The sequence below is a fragment of the Chitinophaga eiseniae genome (assembly GCF_900167135.1).
Classification (GTDB): domain Bacteria; phylum Bacteroidota; class Bacteroidia; order Chitinophagales; family Chitinophagaceae; genus Chitinophaga; species Chitinophaga eiseniae.
Genome location: NZ_FUWZ01000006.1, coordinates 223,927 through 243,364, shown reverse-complemented (window position 1 = coordinate 243,364; position 19,438 = coordinate 223,927). Strand labels below are relative to the sequence as shown.

The window sequence follows — 19,438 nt, the reverse complement described above, 5'->3', positions numbered from 1 at the left end:
CACACTTCTAATGTAATATCCGGGGAAGCTGGCCAATAGCCTGTTTCCCCGTTTTTTTTCAGGACGCTGTATACTCTTCCCCGGTAAAAAACTGTGTGGATTTAAGATGTACGTCCGGCCGGTATACCTCCATGAGCAACGCCGCATTGTTCGGGGCTCTAAAGCCATAACTTCTGTACAACTCGTGTGCGTCCAGCGTATTCAGCATCAGGCGGCGCAACCTGCCTACCCATTGCTGATCCATCAGGAAACGCATCATACTTTTGGAAATGCCTTTGCCACGGTAAGCCGGTAACACAAAAACATCCGCCAGCCAGCCAAAAGTATTATAGTCTGTAATAACACGGGCAAACCCTATTTGTTTGTCATCCAGAAATGCTCCCATACAATAAGAATTTTCCAGAGACGCTTTCACTAATTCAAAAGAGATCCCTTTGGCCCAGTAGGAATCGTTCTGCAGGAACTGGTGGATGGCGGTAAGGTCCATGTTCTCCAAACCTGTCTTAATCTCCAATTGATTGATCATCCGAAAAAATTTTCAACAAAAATCGAGGAAATCGGCACACGGACACAGTTACAATTTTTGTATTTTTGATGGACACAGTTAAAACCCGGGACCATGAAAAAGGATTTTATATATAGCCAGATAGCGCAGAACATCGCACAGTTGATCCGCAGCGGGGTATTAAAACCGGGAGACAAGCTGCCATCCATCCGTACTATCTGCCTGGAGCAGGGTATCAGTATGAATACGGCCAAACGTGTTTACCTTGAACTGGAAAGCAAAGCGCTGATCACTTCCAGGCCGCAATCCGGTTATTTCGTCACCGAAGGGGCTTACCGGCAGCTCCCTCTGCCTGCGGCCAGCCAACCATCCGAAAAAGACAGCCGTTCCATACCGGACCAGCTCATCAGCAAAATATACGGAGGACCGGCACGCAAAGGCATCACATTGCTTTCCATCGGCGTACCCGCGGCCGACCTGCTGCCGGTAGCAAAACTCAACAAATGCCTCTTAAAAGCATCGCGGGAATTTAAGGACAGCAGCATCGGCTATGAACCGCTGGCAGGCAGTGAGCGGCTGCGTCAGACTTTGGCCAAACGGAGCTTTATGTGGGGCGGCCAGTTGTCGGCCGACGACATCGTCACCACCAATGGCGGCCTGAATGCGATCAGCCTCTGTATACAGGCGCTCACCAAAAGCGGCGATACCATCGCCACGGAAAGTCCGCTGTTCTCCGGTATCCTGCAACTGGCGCAAAGCCTGGGTTTACGGGTGGTAGAACTGCCTACGCATCCGCAAACGGGCGTTGATCTGAAAGCATTGAAAGCAGTCGTGAAAAATATCAACCTGTGCCTGCTGGTACCCAATTTCAGCACACCGCTGGGTTGCTGCATGCCGGATGACCATAAAAAGGAAGTGGTACAACTGCTGGAGCGACACAACCTTCCGCTGATAGAAGATGACCTGTACAGTGATTTATATTTTGGTCCTTCCCGGCCGGTTTCCTGTAAGACTTTCGATAAAACAGGGAACGTATTATGGTGCGGTTCAGTTTCCAAAACGCTGGCGCCGGGATACCGTGTGGGATGGGTGGCGCCGGGCCGTTACAAGGAACAGGTGCTGCGGCTGAAATATGTACATATGTTGGCCAATCCCACGTTGACACAGGAAGCTATCGCCCTGTTCCTGGAAAGTGGTGGTTATGATCTGCATCTGCGTAAATTAAGAGACACGCTCTATACTAACTATCTCCACTATACGAATACGATTGCGGCCCATTTCCCCGAAGGCACGCGGATATCACGGCCACAGGGAGGGCTTTCGCTCTGGGTGGAACTGCGTAAAGGCATTGATACGGTGGAGCTGTACGAACAGGCCATCCGGCAAAAAATCAGTATTGCGCCGGGGCGGATGTTCACCCTGCAACCGCAGTTTGACAACTGTCTGCGGCTATCGTTTGGCCTGCCCTGGTCGGAACAGCTGCAACGGAAGCTGCAGCAGCTGGGCAGGATTGCGGGTAACTTATAGTTCCTTGAACTGGTAACGGTCTTCCATCTCCTCAAAGGCTTCTTCTGTGCGGCTGCTGGCAAACAATGTTTCACTGACACGCCCTTCCTTATCGGGGAAGTACCATACCAGCGTATCCCGGTGCCAGTAAATGATCAGGTTCCCTGGTTGGTTAACGACCATCTCCCACTGTTCTGCGTCTTTCAGGACAACAGCGATGTCTTCATCATCCATGCCTGGATAAAGGCCGCCTACCCACTCGTAGCCGCCTTGTGCAAACTGGTAGTACAGTGTCATTTCGAGAAAAGCAGTCAGCCGGTCATCTTCCGCGTACCATTGGTCATCCGGGTAAGGGCATTGATATACCACCGCCTGATCGTTGTCCGTCTCATTTAACGCCAGGCCCCATACACATACGCCCTGGTTTTCTTCCAGGAAAACCAGTTTATCATTCTCAACCGACAGGTCTTCCGGTGGTGCAAAATGCTGGAACACATCCATCACGGTTTTTTCCATTCCGGCGCACAGGTAAAATGATTTTAATACCGGCGCCAGCTGAACACCCAGTTTTTCTTCCGCTGCTGCTATTTCCGCTGCCGGAACCCCATCTTCCTGTTGGAGACTTCTGCCCAGCAGTCTTTCTATAATAAACCTGATTTTGTTTTCCATGGCTGCAAAGAAGAGATAAAAACGGACAGAAAAAAATGTTTTTCGCCGGACAACCTGATTGGGTGCGGGTTAGGTGCTGATTTGGGCAACTGGTCAAAAGCAGTTAACTTACCATGTATAAACCATCGCCATGAACGAACTCCGGCAACTGAAAGTGATTGTTACCGGTGCCAGCGGTATGGTGGGTGAAGGAGTGCTTCATGAATGCCTGCATCACCCGCAGGTAGCGCGCGTGCTGATCATCAGCCGTAAACCCTGCGGTATCAGCCATCCCAAACTGACAGAACTGATCCATCACGATTTCCTGGAGATGTCTCCCATTGCCGCGCAGCTACGGGGTTACGACGCCTGTTATTTCTGCCTCGGCGTGTCTTCGCTGGGCGTCAGCCAGGATGCCTATTATCACCTTACCTATACCCTTACCCTGCGGGTGGCCGGCGTGCTGAGCGAGCAGAACAACGATATGGTCTTCTGTTATGTGTCCGGTGCGGGGACAGACAACACAGAAAAAGGTCCGCGTGCGTGGGCCCGCGTAAAAGGTAAAACCGAAAACGATCTGATGAAACTGCCATTCGGGAAAGTGTATGTTTTCCGGCCGGGGTTTATCAGGCCCACCAAAGGATTAAAAAACACCCATACTTTTTACCGGTTTATCAACTGGCTGTATCCTGTGGGCCGCATGATCCGCCCTAATTACTTCTGTACGTTGCGTGAACTGGGGCGGGCCATGGTACGTATTACTCTGGAGGGTTATCCACGGCAGATCATCCACGGAAAAGACATCATCCGGCTGGCCAGGGGCGATGGTGAATAATTCCAGCAATTTTCCTTTAATTTTGCGATCATGACAACTCATGAGCTTCCTCCTATATATCAGCGGCTGATGAAAAAGTATCCGGTGGTAACCCCGGAAGAATGGCTGCTGCTGGACAGCATTGCCGCGGTAAAACATATCCGCAAAGGAGAATCTTTCCTGCGCTATGGTAAAGTTGCCCGCTATTCCGCTTTTGTGCTCTCCGGCATGTTCAAATTCTCTATCCTCGATGATGAAGGCAACGAGAAAATAGTCCGTTTCGGTTTTGCGGATGACTTCCTCGCCAACTGCGAGAGTTACAATAAAAAAGCGCCGTCGGCCGTGAGCATTACCGCTATGGAAGATGCGGTGATCTTACGGATCAATATTAAAAAGTTACAACCGCTGTACGATCTCCATATGAACCTGCTGCATGTGAACCTGCAGTTGTTCCAGGAGATGACGGAACAACAGTCAGAACATCAATACATCCTGTCCCTCAAAACACCGCTGCAACGGTATCGGTTCCTGCTGGAAAGGCGCCCCGCCATTATCCAGAAAATTTCCCTGACCAATATTGCCCGTTACCTCTACACCAGCCGCGAAGCCTTAAGCAGAGCGCGTTTGTTCCTGCTGGACCAGTCCCGCAATTTTTGTGATTGAGATCACGGACGTAAAAAGAACGAACCGCTAGTTTTGCTTCAAAAAAATATATGAAGCAAAGCATGATTTTATTACATGGTCTTTTCGGCGGGCTTAGCAATTGGGAAGGTGTTATACAGCATTTTGAATCACGCTATGACATTCACATTCCGTTACTTCCTATTTTCGATTACCATCTTCAGGATAATCTCGAATACCTCGTTCGTTTCCTGGAACAGTACGTGCAGCAGCATGGGCTGGAAAATGCTGTTATCATCGGCAATTCCCTCGGGGGACATGTAGCGATCCTCTTTACCCACCGCCATCCGGATAAAGTATCCCGGCTTATACTGACCGGCAGCTCCGGTTTGCATGAAAACAATAACCTGGGCAGCTATCCGAAACGGGGCAATTATGAATACATCCGGGAGCGGGTGGCGTATACCTTCTATGACCCCGCCATCGCCACTGACGCTTTGGTCAGTGAAGTATTCCAGACCACTCAGAACAGGATAAAATGCCTCCGTATTGTGCAAACCGCCAAATCTGCGCAGCGCAATTATGTGGCGCCTGTTTTACCGGAGATACAGACGCCCTCCCTATTGATCTGGGGAGAAGAAGACCGTATTGCTCCGCCCGAAGTAGCCCGTGAATTTCATCAGCTGCTCCCCCATGCAACGCTGGTGATGCTGCCTGCTTGCGGCCATGCCCCGATGATGGAGCGCCCGGAGGAATTTAACCGAGCATTGGAAGAGTTTCTGGGAAAGTAATTCAAACGTTTGCATAATGAACTGGTTTTTCTTACATTAGAGCATTCATCAACCAATCTTGCTTCTATAGGGGGGATGTTCAACGCGTATGAAAGAGCTGGGGGATTCCGTATTACTCGACAAACTAAAACAGAACGATGAAGCTGCCTTTACCGAGTTATATAACCGGTACTGGGGCAAAATGTACGTCATTGCGCTCAACCGGCTGAACAATCCGGCGGAAGCGGAAGAAGCCGTACAGGAAGTCTTTTATAATATCTGGAAGCGAAGGGCCGAGATCTCCGTTACCCTTTCGCTTCCCGCATACCTGGCCACTGCGGTGAAGTACGAAGTGCTGAACACGCTGGCGCGCCAGAAACGTTTTCTCCGGTATGAAAAATACACGGTCTACACCGGAGCGGCCGCCGACGAATCGGCCGGAGAGCAATTGCAGGTAGCGGATATGCAACGACAGCTGCAACGGACCATCAGGGCGCTGCCGGAGCAATGTCGCCTGGTATACCGGCTGAGCCGCGAAGGCGGCTACTCCCGTAAAGAGATCGCCACCACCCTCGATATTTCAGAAAAAACCGTCGCCAACCATCTCACCCGGGCGTTAAAAAGCCTGCGGGGCACCTTCACAGAGATTTTCAGAATACTGATAATTTTTTGCTGACCCACTAGGACATCTTTCTTTCTTATTTGTCATTATAGATAAATCCACCAATGCAACATCCACCACCAAGGATCCGTGAGTTGGCGCAGAAATGGCTGCAAGGCAATATTTCTGCAGCGGAACTCGCCGAATTCAACGACTGGTACAACCAGTTCGATGATGAAAAACTGATACTACCGGCAGACAGTGATACGCCGGCCGTTATACGCGAACGCATTCTGCAGCGGCTTACAGCGCGGATACAGGATGAGCAGTCCCTGTCAGCGCCCGCGCCTAAACGCAGCCGATGGTATGCTATGGCCGCGGCAGCCTGCCTCGGCGGCCTGGTGATAGTGGCAGGACAACACTACGGCTGGTGGTCATCCGCTCCTGCTATTCACCAGGTGAACAGCGGCATGGCGATGCAGAAAGTCATCCTGCCCGACAGCAGTATTGTGTGGCTGAAACCAGACAGTCACCTGCAATACCCGGATCATTTCGGGCCGAATGTGCGCCAGGTGAAGCTGACCGGCGAAGCGCTGTTTGAAGTCACCCAAAGGCCCCACCAGCCTTTTGTCGTGGAAGCCGGCGGCTATACCGCCAAAGTACTGGGCACGAGCTTTAACCTGCGGGTAGTTCCCGCTACTAAAGGGGTGGAACTGAGTGTGCTCACAGGCAAAGTAGCCGTAGCCGGCAGCAAGGAAGGACAACCAAAACAAACCGCCGTGCTGGCGGCAAGACAAAAACTGGTGGCAGACAGCAACCAGTTTACCGTGAAAGCCGTCGTGCCCCGGGAGCAGTCACTCCTCGAAGCAGGCACCCAGTACAACATGAACTTTCGCCGTACGACTTTTGCGGAAGTTATTCAGCGGCTGGAAGAGAAATTTAACATCAGCTGTCAGATAGAAAGCGAAGGACTGCCACACTGCAGCCTTACTGTAGACCTGACAGACCAGTCCCTCCGGCAGTCCCTGGACCTCATTGCAGCCACCAGCAACGGCAGGTACCAGATGCAGGACGGAAACATCACCTGGAGCGGAGAAGGCTGCCGGTAAAAAAAATAATTATCCACCTAATATATAATCAGCGTCAGCATGTAACAAACAAAAACAGGGATGCGCCAACATCCCTGCAAATGGCTTAGTCACTACATTTTATTAACCAAACCACTACGAAGTTATGCAATTAAATGATTGTATAAGTAAGCTATTGCTTATAATTATGCGTACTACCATTCTACCTTTACTTATCGTGATGCTGGGGGCGGGCCTGTTGTATGGCAGGGATGCCCGCGCGCAGAAATCGCTGAACGCACGTATCACCATTTCGCTTCATCATGAGCCGGTAGAACAGGCGCTGGAGCATATCACCGACCTTACCGGCCTTCGTTTTTCCTATACGACCAATCTCTTTCTGTCTTATCCGGAGCTGAACGGAACTTTCGTCAACGAGAAACTCAGTAATATCCTGGAGAAAGTCCTCGCCCCTGCCGGCGTGGTCTTTGAACCCCTCGGCAAACAATACATCATTCTGAAAGCCAGACCGAAAGTCAGCGGGCTCGAACAACTGACCGACGGCGAACTGGAAGCGCTTTCCAAAGACATCCCGCTGGCGATAGATACCGGCATCACCGTTACCGGCAAAGTCACCGATGCCGCCGGCAACCCGCTTCCGGGCGTGGCGGTACACATACAGGGCACCTCCAAAGGCGTGTCCTCCGCTGTCAACGGCCAGTTTAAAATAGTAGCCCCCAAAGGGGAAGTGCTGGTATTTTCGTTGATGGGTTACCGTAAGATGCATCTTACGGTAACCGACAACACCCCTGTGAAGATGACGCTGCAGGAAGATGTGAAAGGGCTGGATGAAGTGGTGGTGGTAGGCTATGGTACCGTCAAACGCCGCGACCTCACCGGCTCCATCGCCTCCGTCAAAGGCAGCGACCTCGCCAAAGTGCCCGTACAAAACGTAGCACAGGCTCTCGCCGGCCGCGCCGCAGGTGTACAGGTATCCGCTGCGGAAGGATCTCCGGGCGCAGGCATCTCCATTAAAATAAGAGGTGGCGGCTCCATCACCCAAAGTAACGAGCCGCTTTACGTGATCGACGGATTCCCGCAAACAGACGGCCTCAGCTTCCTCGACCCTACCGATATAGAAAACATAGAGGTCCTGAAAGACGCCTCCGCTACTGCTATCTATGGCGCCCGCGGCGCCAACGGCGTGGTACTGGTGACGACCAAAAAAGGTGTCAGCGGCCGCACACAGGTATCCTACGATATGTACTACGGCGGCAAACAGGTGACCAGCAAGATCGATATGATGACGCCCTACGATTATGTGCTGATGGACTACGAAAGAAGCATGGGCGACGCCGACCTGCTACAGAAATTCATTACCCGTTACGGCGCTTTCAGCGACCTGAAGACGCGCTACGAAGGCAGACCGGGCATCGACTGGCAACAACAGCTGTACGGCGGCAACGCTACCACGCAGTATCACAAAATCGGCGCCAGCGGCGGAAATAAAAACACCCGCTTCAACCTGTTCTACTCCTTCAACAATGAACAGGGCATCATGGTCAACAGCGGCGCCAAAAAGAACGTGGCTAAACTCAGCATCGACCATAGCGACAATAACAGGCTGAAAGTATCCGCCAGCGTGACCTATACCACACAGAACATCTACGGCAGCGGCACCTCCGAAGGTGAAAACCGTTTCAACAAACTGATGAACATCCTGCAATACCGTCCTACCATTGGTAAAAGCGGCAATGACATAGATCTTGTAAATGCTGATGAAGATCCGGCCCTCCAGGACGATAACGGTAACGTGATGCAGAACCCGCGCACCAACGCCTTCGCAGAATACCGCAGCACCAATCTGAAAGCGCTGTACCTCAACGGTGCACTGGAATACAAGCTGCTGAAAAACCTGACTTACAAAGGCGTGGTGGGATTAAAAGCCAATAACCGCGATGCCAATTTATTCAATGGCGACCGCTCCGTCAACGCCCGCCGTACCGGCGGCCCTAACGGCTCCATCGGCCTCACACAGGGCAGCAGCTGGAACTACTCCAACACCCTGACTTTCGACAAGTCCTTCCACAAAAAACATAAATTGAATGTGCTGATCGGACAGGAGCAACTTTATGCCACCTCCCGCTTTGTGGAAGCCAGCGCCGCTAAATTCCCCAATGGCGACATCGGTCTCGACGATCTTTCACAGGGCGCACTGGCAGGCATTCCCCGCTCCTTCCGCGACGATGAAAAACTGATCTCCTTCTTCGGCAGGGCCAACTACAGCTATAAAGACCGCTACCTCGTTACCGCCAGTATGCGGGCCGACGGCTCTTCCAAATTCGGTTCCGGCAACAAATTTGGTTACTTCCCGTCTGTAGCGCTGGCATGGCGCGCCATTGAGGAGAATTTCATGAAACAGCAACACCTGCTGTCCGACCTGAAATTCCGCCTTACCTATGGCCAGTCCGGCAACAACCGTATCAACAACTATTTATCCCTCTCACTCCTGGGCACCAACTACTACCCGCTGAATGATCGGCCGGTCATTGGCGTGGGTTCCACCACACTGCCCAATCCCAACCTGAAATGGGAAACAACCATCTCCCAGAACATCGGCGCAGACATCGGTTTCCTCGACCAGCGGATACAGCTGACAGCAGACTATTACCGCAATAATACCCGAGACCTCCTGCTGAATGCACAGGTGCCTTACCTTTCCGGATATACCTCCGTGTTAAAAAACATCGGCGAAACCATCAACCAGGGGCTAGAGTTGACGTTGAACACCGTCAACATCAGCAGAAAACAGTTTGAATGGCGTACCATCTTCAACATCTCCTTTAACAAAAACAAAGTGAAAGCACTGGCCGGCCCCAGCTTCTTCTACGGCGAATCCGGCTATGGCGCGCTGAAAGAAGGCGATTACCTGGTACAGGTAGGTTCCCCGGTGGGACTGATGTACGGTTATAAATCCGACGGTGTATACCAGGTCAGCGATTTCGACTACGATCCGGCTACCCGGAAATACACCCTGAAGCCAGGTATCCCTTATAACCCCAACGACTATCCCAAACCAGGCTACCTGAAACTGCAGGACGTTTCCGGCCCGGGCGGCAAAACAGACGGCCTGATCACTTCAGACGACCGCACCGTGATTGGCGATGCCACCCCGAAACACTACGGCGGCATCACCAATACTTTCTCCTATAAAGGATTCGACCTCAGCATCTTCATCAACTGGATGTATGGCAATAAAATTTACAATGCCAACAAGCTGGTGAACAGCCAGACCTACCTGGCCTATCGTAACGCCTACGCCTATATCAAAGACCGCTGGAGCACTATCGACGGCAACGGCAATAAGATCACCGATCCGGCGCAGCTGGCGGAGGCCAACAAAGGAAAGACGATACCGTCGCTCGAAGGCAGCGGCCGCGACCTCAAGTTCTACGACCAGATGGTGGAAGACGGTTCCTTCCTGCGCATCAACAATGTCAGCCTGGGATACAATCTGCCCAAAAGCCTGCTGGGCCGGGTGAAGGTCAACAGTTGCCGGCTTTACTTCACCGCGTACAACATTCATACGTTCACCTCCTACAGCGGTTATGATCCGGAAGTAAGTACCCGCAACCAGAGCGGTATCACACCCGGCGTTGATTTTGGGGCTTACCCCAGAAGCCGTTCCTACACTGTGGGCGCCAATGTTGCATTTTAAAACCATTAAACACTCCTCCGATGACTTACCATAAACTGACTGCCCTGGGTAGTGCCATATGCCGGAAACTGACGCCGTTTGCTGCTGCCGGGCTGATGATGATGTCCGTTGCTTCCTGTGAGAAGCAACTGGAAGAAGATCCATACTCCTATTATGCTGCCAATACTTTCTTTAAGAATGTGAATCAGGCCACCATGGCGACCATGGGCGTGTACGATATTTTAGGGGAACAAAGTACCTACGGTTTTTACCTGTCACTGGCCTATGCCATTGATACTGACATCGCGCAGGTGCAGGGCAATGTGCTGAATGACGAAAAACGCATTCTGGCCCACTATGGCGTGTCTCCCACCCATCCATGGCTGCGCGAAACATGGCGCGTGCTGTACATCGGTATTGACCGCGCCAACCTGGTGATCCGGAAAATACCGGAGATGGAACTGTATAAAAACGGGACCGAAGATCAGAAAAAAACACTGGACCGGCTGCTGGGTGAAGCACAATTCCTGCGGGCATTGTATTACTTCGACCTGGTCAGGTTATGGGGAGACGTACCCCTGAAGACCACCCCCACCCAGTCGCCCACCGAGCAGCTACAGCTGCCCCGGACAAACAGGGAACAAGTATATGACCAGATCATCGCCGACCTGAAAGCCGCTGCCGCCACTGTGCCCTGGAATTCCGCCAAGGGGCAGGACGAACGGGTGAGCAAAGGTGCTGTGAAAGGTATCCTGGCACGTGTATACCTCTATCGCGGCGGTTACTCGCTGCGTCAGGACGGTACCATGAAACGGCCCGACAACTACCGCCAGTATTACGACAGCGCACTGACGCAGACCAAGGCGATTATCGCCTCCGGCGAACATACCCTGAACAACAGCTATGAGCAGGTGTTCCGTAACTATTGTTCGCTGAAACTGGAGCCGAAGGAAAGCATGTTCGAAGTGGCGCTGTTTAACCCGCTGGGGCAGGCCTCCAACAGCGGCGTAATAGGAACCTGGAACAGCCCGTTGTGCGATGCCGCCAGTCCCTATGGCCGCGCCAATTCTTTCTACGTCACTCATCCGTTGTTCCAGAAGACGTTTGAAAAAAATGATCTTCGCAGGGACGTCGCCGTAGCCAACTTCCAGATCGACAAAAACGGGAATACCGTACCGTTGACCGGTACTGCCGATGCCAAATGGGCGCCCGGGAAATGGCGGCGTAACTGGCAGGGCACCTCTCCCAAAGATCCCAACAACACTGATATCAACTGGGTACTGCTGCGTTATGCCGATGTGCTGCTGATGCAGGCCGAAGCTGAAAATGAAGTGAACGGCCCAACGCAGGTAGCTTACAATGCGGTCAATGAGGTGCGTCACCGGGCCGGCTTACCGGATTTAACACCTGGTCTTGCAAAAGAGGCTTTCTTTAACGCACTCGTGGATGAAAGAGCGCATGAGTTGTGCTTTGAAGGTTTCCGCAAGTGGGACCTGATCCGCTGGAACATGCTGGGCGCTAAAATCCGCGCCACACAAACCGCGTTGAAAGCATACCGCGCCAATTTCCCATACGTGGCAGGCGATAACTTCCAGGATGGTAAACACGAGCTGTTCCCCATCCCACAGCGCGAGCGTGATGAAAACCCAACCCTCACCCAAAATCCAAAATACTGATCCATGGCACGTTTCATAAAAACTCTCCTTCCGCTGCTGTCTGTCCTGCTCCTGGCAGGGCAGCTGCACCTGACGGCCCAGTCAGACACCAGTGTATTTTCCAGGCTTGACCTCGACCGGAAAGGAATGGAAAAAGTTAAAGCCAGCTGGCTTAAAAAAGATTACCACGAAGCAGCAGTTCAACTATTAGCGTACTACCGTCAGCGTAAGGACGTACACCATCCGGAAGTGGAAGCCACGGGCGCTGTACCTATGCCTGACGCAGAAGAACGGAAGAAAGCTGAAGACGGCCTGAAACATGTGTTCTTCGCCCATAAAGGCTATAAACCGTATTTCTATGGCGACGACATCAACTGGCAACTGTGGCCGGTAAAAGATAATGAGCTGCGCTGGCAGCTGCACCGGATGTACTGGTGGGAACCCATGGGACAGATGTACCGCGCCACCGGCGATGAACAATACGCTAAAGCATGGGCCAGCCAGTACCTTGACTGGATCGTTAAAAACCCGAAGGGCCTCTCTCCCGAAAATGACCGTTTTGCATGGCGCCCCCTGGAGATCAGTCACCGGGTAGAAAGCCAGACGGCCCAGTTCCAGTACTTCCTGCATTCACCTGCGTTCACACCGGAATTCCTCCTCGCATTCCTGCGTAACTACTACGCCCATGCCGACTACATCGTGCATCACTATTCCGGGAAAGGCAACCACCTGCTGTTTGAAGCGCAGCGTATCGTTACTGCCGGCACCTTCTTTCCGGAATACCGCGACGCCGCTGCATGGCGGGCATCGGGCACCGGTATCCTCAATAAGGAAATAGGTGTACAGGTATACCCTGACGGCCTTCAGTTTGAACTGTCGTTCAACTACCACATAGCCGCAATACAGATTTTCTGCCGGGCGCTGGAAATATTGCAGATCAACGGTATTGATGACCAGTTCCCTGCATCCTATAAAGCTACTGTAGAGAATATGATCATGGCCGTGACGGAATTCACCTTTCCGGACTACACCTATCCCATGTTCAGCGATGCCAAGCTGGAAAAAAAATCAGGCTTGCTGAGAAACTTTAAGGGCTGGGCCAAAGTATTCCCCCATAATGAAGTGATCCGTTATTTTGCGACCGGCTTCAAAAAAGGAATGCCGCCGGCACATGAGTCGAATGCCTTAAAAGACGGCGGTATCTACATCTTCCGCAACGGCTGGACACCCGATGCCACCATGATGGTACTCAAAGCCAGCCCGCCGGCCTTCTGGCACAGCCAGCCGGACAACGGCACCTTTGAACTGTACATACACGGCCGCAATTTCTTCCCGGACGCCGGGTGTTATGTCTACGGCGGCGACGAAGCCGTGATGAAGGAACGTAACTGGTTTCGCCAAACGAAGGTACACAATACCCTCACGCTGAACAACGCCGATATGGAAGTCAATGCAAAACGCCTGCAATGGAGCACTTCCCCCAAACTGGACCAGCTGGTGTATGAAAATCCAAGCTACAAAGGACTCACTCATCGCCGTTCCGTTTACTTCGTGGAGAAACGTTTCTTCGTGATCATCGATGAAGCTATCGGAGATGCCACCGGCGAGGTGGCACTCCACTACGGCTTCAAAGAAGGGCCTACAACCGCGGACCAGCAAACGCTGAAAGTGACGACAAACTTCAACGATCATAACAATGTGCTGCTACAGTGTTTTCCGGCACAACCTGCTACCATGGCCAAAGAAGACAGCTATGTATCCTATGCTTACCGGCAGAAAGAATCGCGGGACGCGTATGCTTTCCAATCTGCCAAACAAGATGGAAAGACGCTGCGTTTCATTACCGTGATATACCCGGTGAGCGGCAAGGCACCTGTTATCCAGGCTGCATTGAAGACCGCTGACGAAAACCGTGTAAGCGCTACCGTTACTATTGATCACCAATCCTACGAACTCGGATATAACCTGAAACCATAAACGAAACATATGCGATCAACGCTCCTTCGCAACGCCCTTGGCGCTTGTGCCGGGCTTGCCATGCTATGCAGTTGTCAGCCCAAAAAGCCGGCGAAACGGCCCAATATCATTTTTATCATGACAGACGACCACACCACGCGGGCAATGAGCTGTTATGACACCTCGCTGATCCGCACACCCAACCTGGACCGTCTGGCCCGCGAGGGCATGTTGTTCCGGAACTGCTTTGTGACCAACGCCGTTTGCGGCCCTTCCAGAGCCACTATTCTTACGGGCAAGTACAACCATATCAACGGGCTGACCGACAATGCCAAAATTTTCGATAGCAGCCAGGTAATTTATCCGCAGCTGTTGCACCAGGCAGGTTATCAGACAGCGATGATTGGCAAATGGCACCTGGGCTCTCTTCCGGTAGGGTTTGACTACTACAGCATCCTGCCGAACCAGGGGGAATATTATCAACCTGATTTTATAGAGAACGGCGATACTGTCCGGGAGCAAGGTTATGTGACGGACGTGATCACCGACAAGGCCATACGGTTCCTGGAGCACCGCGACAAAGAAAAGCCGTATCTGCTGATCTATCAGCATAAGGCCCCTCACCGCAACTGGATGCCTGCCATCCGTGACCTGGGCATATTTGACAGCGTCACCTTTCCTGAACCGCCTAACCTGCTGGACGATTTCCGCGATCGCGGCCGCGCATCCAGGGAACAGCTGATGAATATCAGTACTGATATGTGGGATGCCTGGGACCTCAAGGTGGCTGCAGCAGACACGTTACGTGCCGTGGAACAGCGGCCCGCACGCCGCACCTTCAAAGACTCCAAAGGCGATGACTACAAACAGGCGAACAATAAGGCGGAAGACCTGCATCGTTTTTTCCAGGTGTACAACCGGTTAACACCGGTCGAAAAAGAACAGTGGAACAAAGCCTACGCCGGCCGTGTAGCGGAATATAACCGGCTGAAGCCCCGCGGCGCTGACCTCTTACGCTGGAAATACCAGCAATACATGCGGGATTATCTCTCCTGTGTAAAAGCGGTAGATGACAATGTAGGGCGCTTGCTGAAGCACCTGGAAGCTACCGGGGAGCTGGACAATACGATCATCGTGTATACTTCTGACCAGGGTTTCTTTCTGGGAGAGCATGGCTTTTTCGATAAGCGGATGATGTATGAAGAATGTTACCGTATGCCGCTGCTGGTGCGTTATCCGCCGGGCATCCGGCCGGGCAGTGCCAGCGATGCATTTGCTATGAACGTAGATTTTGCGCCTACCCTGCTGGACTATGCAGGTGTGCGTGTCCCGGCAGACATGCAAGGCAGGTCCTTAAAACCGGTGCTGGCCAACAACGGCCAGGCGCCTGCCGGCTGGCGTACCGCCACTTACTACCACTATTACGAATACCCGTCGTGGCATATGGTCAAACGGCATTACGGTATCCGTACGGCACGTTACAAGCTGATTCATTTCTACAACGATATCGATGAGTGGGAACTGTACGATTTACAACAGGACCCGCATGAAATGAAAAACCAATATGGCAACCCGGCCTATGCGCCGGTGACCGACAGCCTGAAACAACAGCTGCTGGCTTTACAGCAGCAATACAAAGACACTAATCCCTCAGAAAAATGAACAGGATCTTTCAGCAATGGTTATGGTGCCTGGGAGTTGTCTGGGGCCTGCATGCCACCGGGCAAACGGTCACGCCTGCACGCCCCAACATCCTTTGGATCATCACCGACCAGCAGACCGCGCAAGCCATGAGTATTGCCGGCAACAAGGAGCTGCATACGCCGGCGATGGACCGTCTCGCTGCCAGAGGCGTGCGTTTCACCCGTGCCTATTGCGCACAGCCGCTTTGCACACCATCGCGCATCAGTATGTTCAGCGGCCGTATGCCACACCAGATGCGGATCACCACCAACGCGTCCGATAAAGAAAACCGTTGGCCCGACACCGTAATAATGGCCGGCCGGCTGATGAAAGCAGCTGGCTACCGCACGGGTTATGTCGGCAAATGGCATATCCCGCTGCTGACAACCGACAGCGCACGACACGGCTTTCAGTATATGAAAAACATCCGGATGCGCGACTGGATGGATGCTGCCACGCCCGCTGACTGTGCCGCATTTATCAAACAGAACAGCCGTCAGCCTTTCTTCCTTGTAGCCTCTTTTGTAAATCCGCATGACATCTGCGAATGGGCGCGGGGCGACGACATGAAAATGGACATGCTGCCCCCTCTGCCCGACAGCAGCCATTGGCCGGCCCTACCCGCAAATTTCAATATCCCTGCACAAGAGCCGCCCGTTGTACGGGAACAGCAGCATTCCAACTACCGTACCTATCCCACCCTTCAATGGCAGCCGGAACAATGGCGCGCATACCGCTGGGCCTATAACCGGTTGACCGAACAGGTGGACCAGTATGTGGGCATGGTACTGGAAACGCTCCGTAAATACAAGCTGGAAGACAATACCATCGTGATCTTTACCAGCGACCACGGAGACGGCTATGCGGCGCACCGCTGGAACCAGAAGCAGGTGCTGTACGAAGAATCTGCCAGCGTGCCCCTGATCATTGCCGGACCGGGTGTTCGCAGCCGCATTCTCAACGATCAACTGGTATGCAATGGTACCGATATCATCCCTACGCTCTGCGATTATGCCGGTGCGGCCAAACCTGCCTACCTGGCGGGCCGCAGCCTGCAACCACTGCTCAGCGGCCGGCAACAACAGTTCCGTGACACGCTCGTCATCGCCACCACCTTCGCCGACAATGAAAAGTCGCTCGATATTGACGGCAGGGCCGTTATCACCGCCCGCTACAAATACATTGTGTATGACAAAGGCCCTATCCGGGAGCAGTTGTTTGACTTACAGCAGGACCCGGGAGAGATGCACAGTCTTTCCGTTGACAAACGTTTCCGGCAGGTACAGGAACAGTTCCGGCGTTACCTCCGTCAGTGGTGCCTCGCAGCCGATGATCCTTTCACCCCCTTAAAACCATAAGATGCACCGTTCTTTTCGCTGGCCGGCCTTTTTTGCCGTGATGCTCTCCCTGAGCGCTACCGCGCAGCAGCTGCCCGATGCCAATCAGAATATCACCGCACCTTTTCTGCATATGCGGGAGCGCAGCTGGCCATTTCCCGCCAATGGCGCTACCGATCCGCAGGCGTTATTATGGCCAGCCGTAGCCGGCAGGAACACCCGCTATGTGGTCCGATACAGCCAGGACAGCCTCTTCCCTGCCGGCCGTACCCAACTGAGCGACACGCTTCCATGGGCGATGTACGCCCTGCACACACCGCTGCCTGCCGGCAAATGGTACTGGCAATATGCCTCCCGCGCATACGACAAAGATGAATGGCGCTGGTGGCCACGGCAATACTTTTTTGTGTCCGCTCCTACGGCAACGCCTACACTACCGCAAATGATGGAGAAAGCACGCAAGCCGCATCCCCGTTTGTGGAACATGCAGGCGCAGCTGACCGGTTTCCGTCATGCCAACCGCAACGATGCGGAAGCCATCGCCCTGCTGCGCTCCGCAGACAAACTGCTCAACGCCCCTCTCCCGGAAGAAAAGCCTACCCGGCCGCGTGATACCACCGGCATGACCACCCGGCAGCAGGAAAAAATGATAGAATTTATGTACCACGGCTTCGGTGAAAAAGTGGCGCAGCCTGTCCGTCAGCTCTGCATTGCCTACTGGCTCAGCGGCGATGCCCGTTACGCCACGGAGGCCGTTCGCCGTGCAATGCACCTGGCCAGCCTGGACCCTGCCGGCTACGGCACCCGCGATGATTTCAACAACGGCAACGTCATGGAAGGCATGGCCTGGGCCTATGATATGGCATACGACCGCCTCACCGCCGCACAACGGACAACGCTGCAACAAGCGATCCTCCGCCGGGGCAGCGGCATCTATCGCAACCTGACCAACCGCTTCGAGCTACAGCTCTGCGATAACCATATATGGCAACATATCCTGCGTAATTTCACCATCTCAGCGATAGCGCTGGCGCATGACGCGCCCCCGGCCAATCAGTGGCTGCAATACGCCTACGAAGTGTGGAGCGCCCGCTTCCCGGTGCTGGGCACCACCGATGGAGGCTGGCATGAAAGCAACGGCTACTTCCGGGTCAATTTCGTATCGCTCGCCTATCTCTCACTGCTGTTCGGCGACCTGAGCGGGGTGGACTATTTCACTGCCCCCTGGATGCAGAACCTGCCTTACTACCTGTTATATTCCTACCCGCCGGCATCCGCTTCCGTAGCTATGGGCGACATGCATGAAAATCTGTCCACTACCGCCCGCACACCGGCGGTATTTGCAGAAGCCCTGTCCCGCAAAGTGCATAACCCATATTTTAACTGGTACGTACATACGATACAGCAGCAATTCCCCGACTACTTCCGCAGAGACAAAGACTTTGTGCTGTTCCGACTGCTGGTGAAAAATACGCCGCGACCCGAAATCATCTCTCCGGCTGCCTTACCGGCCTCCCGTACTTTCCCGGATATAGGGCTGACCATGATGCACTCGCATATCGATGATGCCCGTAAAGACCTGATGGCCTCCCTCAGTGCCAATCCCTTCGGATCTTCCGGTCACGGCCATGCCAGCCAAAACGCTTTCAACGTCAACTACGGCGGTAAGCTGATCTTCGGTGGCAGCGGCTTTTACAGCAACTTCAGCGATGCCCACAACCTGCTGCATTACCGCAACACCCGCGCTTACTGTACCATACTGGCCGACAGCCTCGGACAACGGATCGGAGAAAACGGCTATGGCTGGATGCCGCGGCACATTGCCGGCAAACGGATACAGTACACGCTGGGCGATGCCTCCAACGCGTATGGCCCGGTAACGGCCCCGTTCTGGTTAGGACATTTCGAACTCAATCACCTGCAGCCTAACCGGCAAAACGGATTTGGCGACGCCGGCGTCACCCGCTACCGTCGTCATATGCTGATGCTCGACAGCAATATTATCGTGCTGTATGATGAGCTGGCGGCCAAACAGCCCGTTAAATGGACCTGGCAGGCCCATAGCCCATACACTATCCGGCAGGGCGACGGCAATACCTTCTCCGTCAACGAACCGAATGTAAAAGCCGGCGTACACGTATACGCCCATACGAAAACCAGTATGATCGTGCACCAGCGTTTTAACGCACCGGCCATTAACTGGAAAGGCAAGACAGACGACGAAGGCAACATCGTACCGTTTACCGATCAATGGCATTGCGGCATCACCACAGCACCAAGCCGGCAGGCACGCCTGCTGACTGTAATGCAGGTAGGCGCTCCCGACGTGGCCACCCTCTCCGTTACGCAACAAAACGGCGAATGGCGGGTAGGCCCATGGCACATCGTAGCGGAACTGGACGACAACAAAGCGCCACTGCTCTATATTTTCAACGACGATCAAACCACTGCCCTGCATTATGGCAGCGGACATTTCCCACAGGGTCAGCACCGCTACCAACACAGCACCGTGCTTACCGAAAACGGGCAGTCTGCCGAAACTATCGACGTACTGCCAGCTATTATAAAAACCCGATAA

The 19,438-nt window shown here is 53.3% G+C and carries 14 protein-coding genes; 12 read left to right on the top strand and 2 right to left on the bottom strand.

Features of this window, described 5'->3' with window-relative positions; all coding sequences use genetic code 11:
• Positions 1-58: 58 nt before the first annotated feature.
• Complete coding sequence (locus tag B5D63_RS30005) at positions 59-526, bottom strand: GNAT family N-acetyltransferase (protein WP_078672573.1); 468 nt, start codon at positions 524-526, stop codon at positions 59-61.
• A 93-nt stretch (positions 527-619) separates the two neighbouring features.
• Between B5D63_RS30005 and B5D63_RS30000 the strand changes: the two genes are divergently transcribed.
• Positions 620-2,032, top strand: a complete 1,413-nt coding sequence (locus tag B5D63_RS30000; protein ID WP_078672572.1) for an aminotransferase-like domain-containing protein — start codon at positions 620-622, stop codon at positions 2,030-2,032.
• Here the strand turns inward: B5D63_RS30000 and B5D63_RS29995 are convergent.
• Entirely contained in the window at positions 2,027-2,680 is a 654-nt protein-coding gene (locus B5D63_RS29995; protein ID WP_078672571.1) for a hypothetical protein, read from the bottom strand. The two genes, B5D63_RS30000 and B5D63_RS29995, sit on opposite strands and share 6 nt — an antisense overlap.
• A gap of 130 nt (positions 2,681-2,810) precedes the next feature.
• Between B5D63_RS29995 and B5D63_RS29990 the strand changes: the two genes are divergently transcribed.
• The 11 genes from B5D63_RS29990 to B5D63_RS29940 all read left to right on the top strand — a co-directional run bounded on the left by B5D63_RS29990 (position 2,811) and on the right by B5D63_RS29940 (position 19,438).
• Positions 2,811-3,494, top strand: a complete 684-nt coding sequence (locus B5D63_RS29990) for an NAD-dependent epimerase/dehydratase family protein (RefSeq protein WP_078672570.1) — start codon at positions 2,811-2,813, stop codon at positions 3,492-3,494.
• Between the two features lie 69 nt (positions 3,495-3,563).
• Positions 3,564-4,136, top strand: a complete 573-nt coding sequence (locus tag B5D63_RS29985; RefSeq protein WP_235021661.1) for a Crp/Fnr family transcriptional regulator — start codon at positions 3,564-3,566, stop codon at positions 4,134-4,136.
• A gap of 62 nt (positions 4,137-4,198) precedes the next feature.
• Positions 4,199-4,885, top strand: a complete 687-nt coding sequence (locus B5D63_RS29980) for an alpha/beta fold hydrolase (protein WP_235021660.1) — start codon at positions 4,199-4,201, stop codon at positions 4,883-4,885.
• 88 nt (positions 4,886-4,973) lie between these two features.
• On the top strand, positions 4,974-5,540 hold the full coding sequence (locus B5D63_RS29975) for an RNA polymerase sigma factor (protein ID WP_078672567.1): 567 nt from the start codon (positions 4,974-4,976) through the stop codon (positions 5,538-5,540).
• 50 nt (positions 5,541-5,590) lie between these two features.
• The gene (locus B5D63_RS29970) at positions 5,591-6,574 is read left to right on the top strand and encodes a FecR family protein (protein ID WP_078672566.1); all 984 of its coding nucleotides are present in this window, start codon (positions 5,591-5,593) and stop codon (positions 6,572-6,574) included.
• A 166-nt stretch (positions 6,575-6,740) separates the two neighbouring features.
• A complete protein-coding gene (locus B5D63_RS29965; protein WP_235021659.1) occupies positions 6,741-10,250 on the top strand; it encodes a SusC/RagA family TonB-linked outer membrane protein in 3,510 nt (1,169 codons plus the stop codon).
• 20 nt (positions 10,251-10,270) lie between these two features.
• Positions 10,271-11,905 carry a RagB/SusD family nutrient uptake outer membrane protein gene (locus B5D63_RS29960; protein WP_078672565.1) on the top strand — a complete coding sequence of 545 codons (1,635 nt, stop codon included), beginning with the start codon at positions 10,271-10,273 and terminating at the stop codon, positions 11,903-11,905.
• Positions 11,906-11,908: 3 nt separating this feature from the next.
• Entirely contained in the window at positions 11,909-13,861 is a 1,953-nt protein-coding gene (gene hepC / locus B5D63_RS29955) for a heparin-sulfate lyase HepC (RefSeq protein ID WP_078672564.1), read from the top strand.
• A gap of 9 nt (positions 13,862-13,870) precedes the next feature.
• Positions 13,871-15,502, top strand: coding sequence for a sulfatase family protein (locus B5D63_RS29950; RefSeq protein ID WP_078672563.1), 1,632 nt, complete (start codon positions 13,871-13,873; stop codon positions 15,500-15,502).
• Complete coding sequence (locus tag B5D63_RS29945; RefSeq protein ID WP_078672562.1) at positions 15,499-16,881, top strand: sulfatase family protein; 1,383 nt, start codon at positions 15,499-15,501, stop codon at positions 16,879-16,881. Before B5D63_RS29950 ends, B5D63_RS29945 begins: the two co-directional genes overlap by 4 nt.
• 1 nt (position 16,882) lies before the next feature.
• Positions 16,883-19,438, top strand: a complete 2,556-nt coding sequence (locus B5D63_RS29940) for a DUF4962 domain-containing protein (RefSeq protein ID WP_078672561.1) — start codon at positions 16,883-16,885, stop codon at positions 19,436-19,438.

Bases quoted from the DNA above. Each gene is read 5' to 3' on its own strand.
- B5D63_RS30005 (WP_078672573.1), bottom strand. From the start codon at position 526: ATGATCAATCAATTGGAGATTAAGACAGGTTTGGAGAACATGGACCTT.
- B5D63_RS30000 (WP_078672572.1), top strand. From the start codon at position 620: ATGAAAAAGGATTTTATATATAGCCAGATAGCGCAGAACATCGCACAG.
- B5D63_RS29995 (WP_078672571.1), bottom strand. From the start codon at position 2,680: ATGGAAAACAAAATCAGGTTTATTATAGAAAGACTGCTGGGCAGAAGT.
- B5D63_RS29990 (WP_078672570.1), top strand. From the start codon at position 2,811: ATGAACGAACTCCGGCAACTGAAAGTGATTGTTACCGGTGCCAGCGGT.
- B5D63_RS29985 (WP_235021661.1), top strand. From the start codon at position 3,564: ATGAAAAAGTATCCGGTGGTAACCCCGGAAGAATGGCTGCTGCTGGAC.
- B5D63_RS29980 (WP_235021660.1), top strand. From the start codon at position 4,199: ATGATTTTATTACATGGTCTTTTCGGCGGGCTTAGCAATTGGGAAGGT.
- B5D63_RS29975 (WP_078672567.1), top strand. From the start codon at position 4,974: ATGAAAGAGCTGGGGGATTCCGTATTACTCGACAAACTAAAACAGAAC.
- B5D63_RS29970 (WP_078672566.1), top strand. From the start codon at position 5,591: ATGCAACATCCACCACCAAGGATCCGTGAGTTGGCGCAGAAATGGCTG.
- B5D63_RS29965 (WP_235021659.1), top strand. From the start codon at position 6,741: ATGCGTACTACCATTCTACCTTTACTTATCGTGATGCTGGGGGCGGGC.
- B5D63_RS29960 (WP_078672565.1), top strand. From the start codon at position 10,271: ATGACTTACCATAAACTGACTGCCCTGGGTAGTGCCATATGCCGGAAA.
- hepC (WP_078672564.1), top strand. From the start codon at position 11,909: ATGGCACGTTTCATAAAAACTCTCCTTCCGCTGCTGTCTGTCCTGCTC.
- B5D63_RS29950 (WP_078672563.1), top strand. From the start codon at position 13,871: ATGCGATCAACGCTCCTTCGCAACGCCCTTGGCGCTTGTGCCGGGCTT.
- B5D63_RS29945 (WP_078672562.1), top strand. From the start codon at position 15,499: ATGAACAGGATCTTTCAGCAATGGTTATGGTGCCTGGGAGTTGTCTGG.
- B5D63_RS29940 (WP_078672561.1), top strand. From the start codon at position 16,883: ATGCACCGTTCTTTTCGCTGGCCGGCCTTTTTTGCCGTGATGCTCTCC.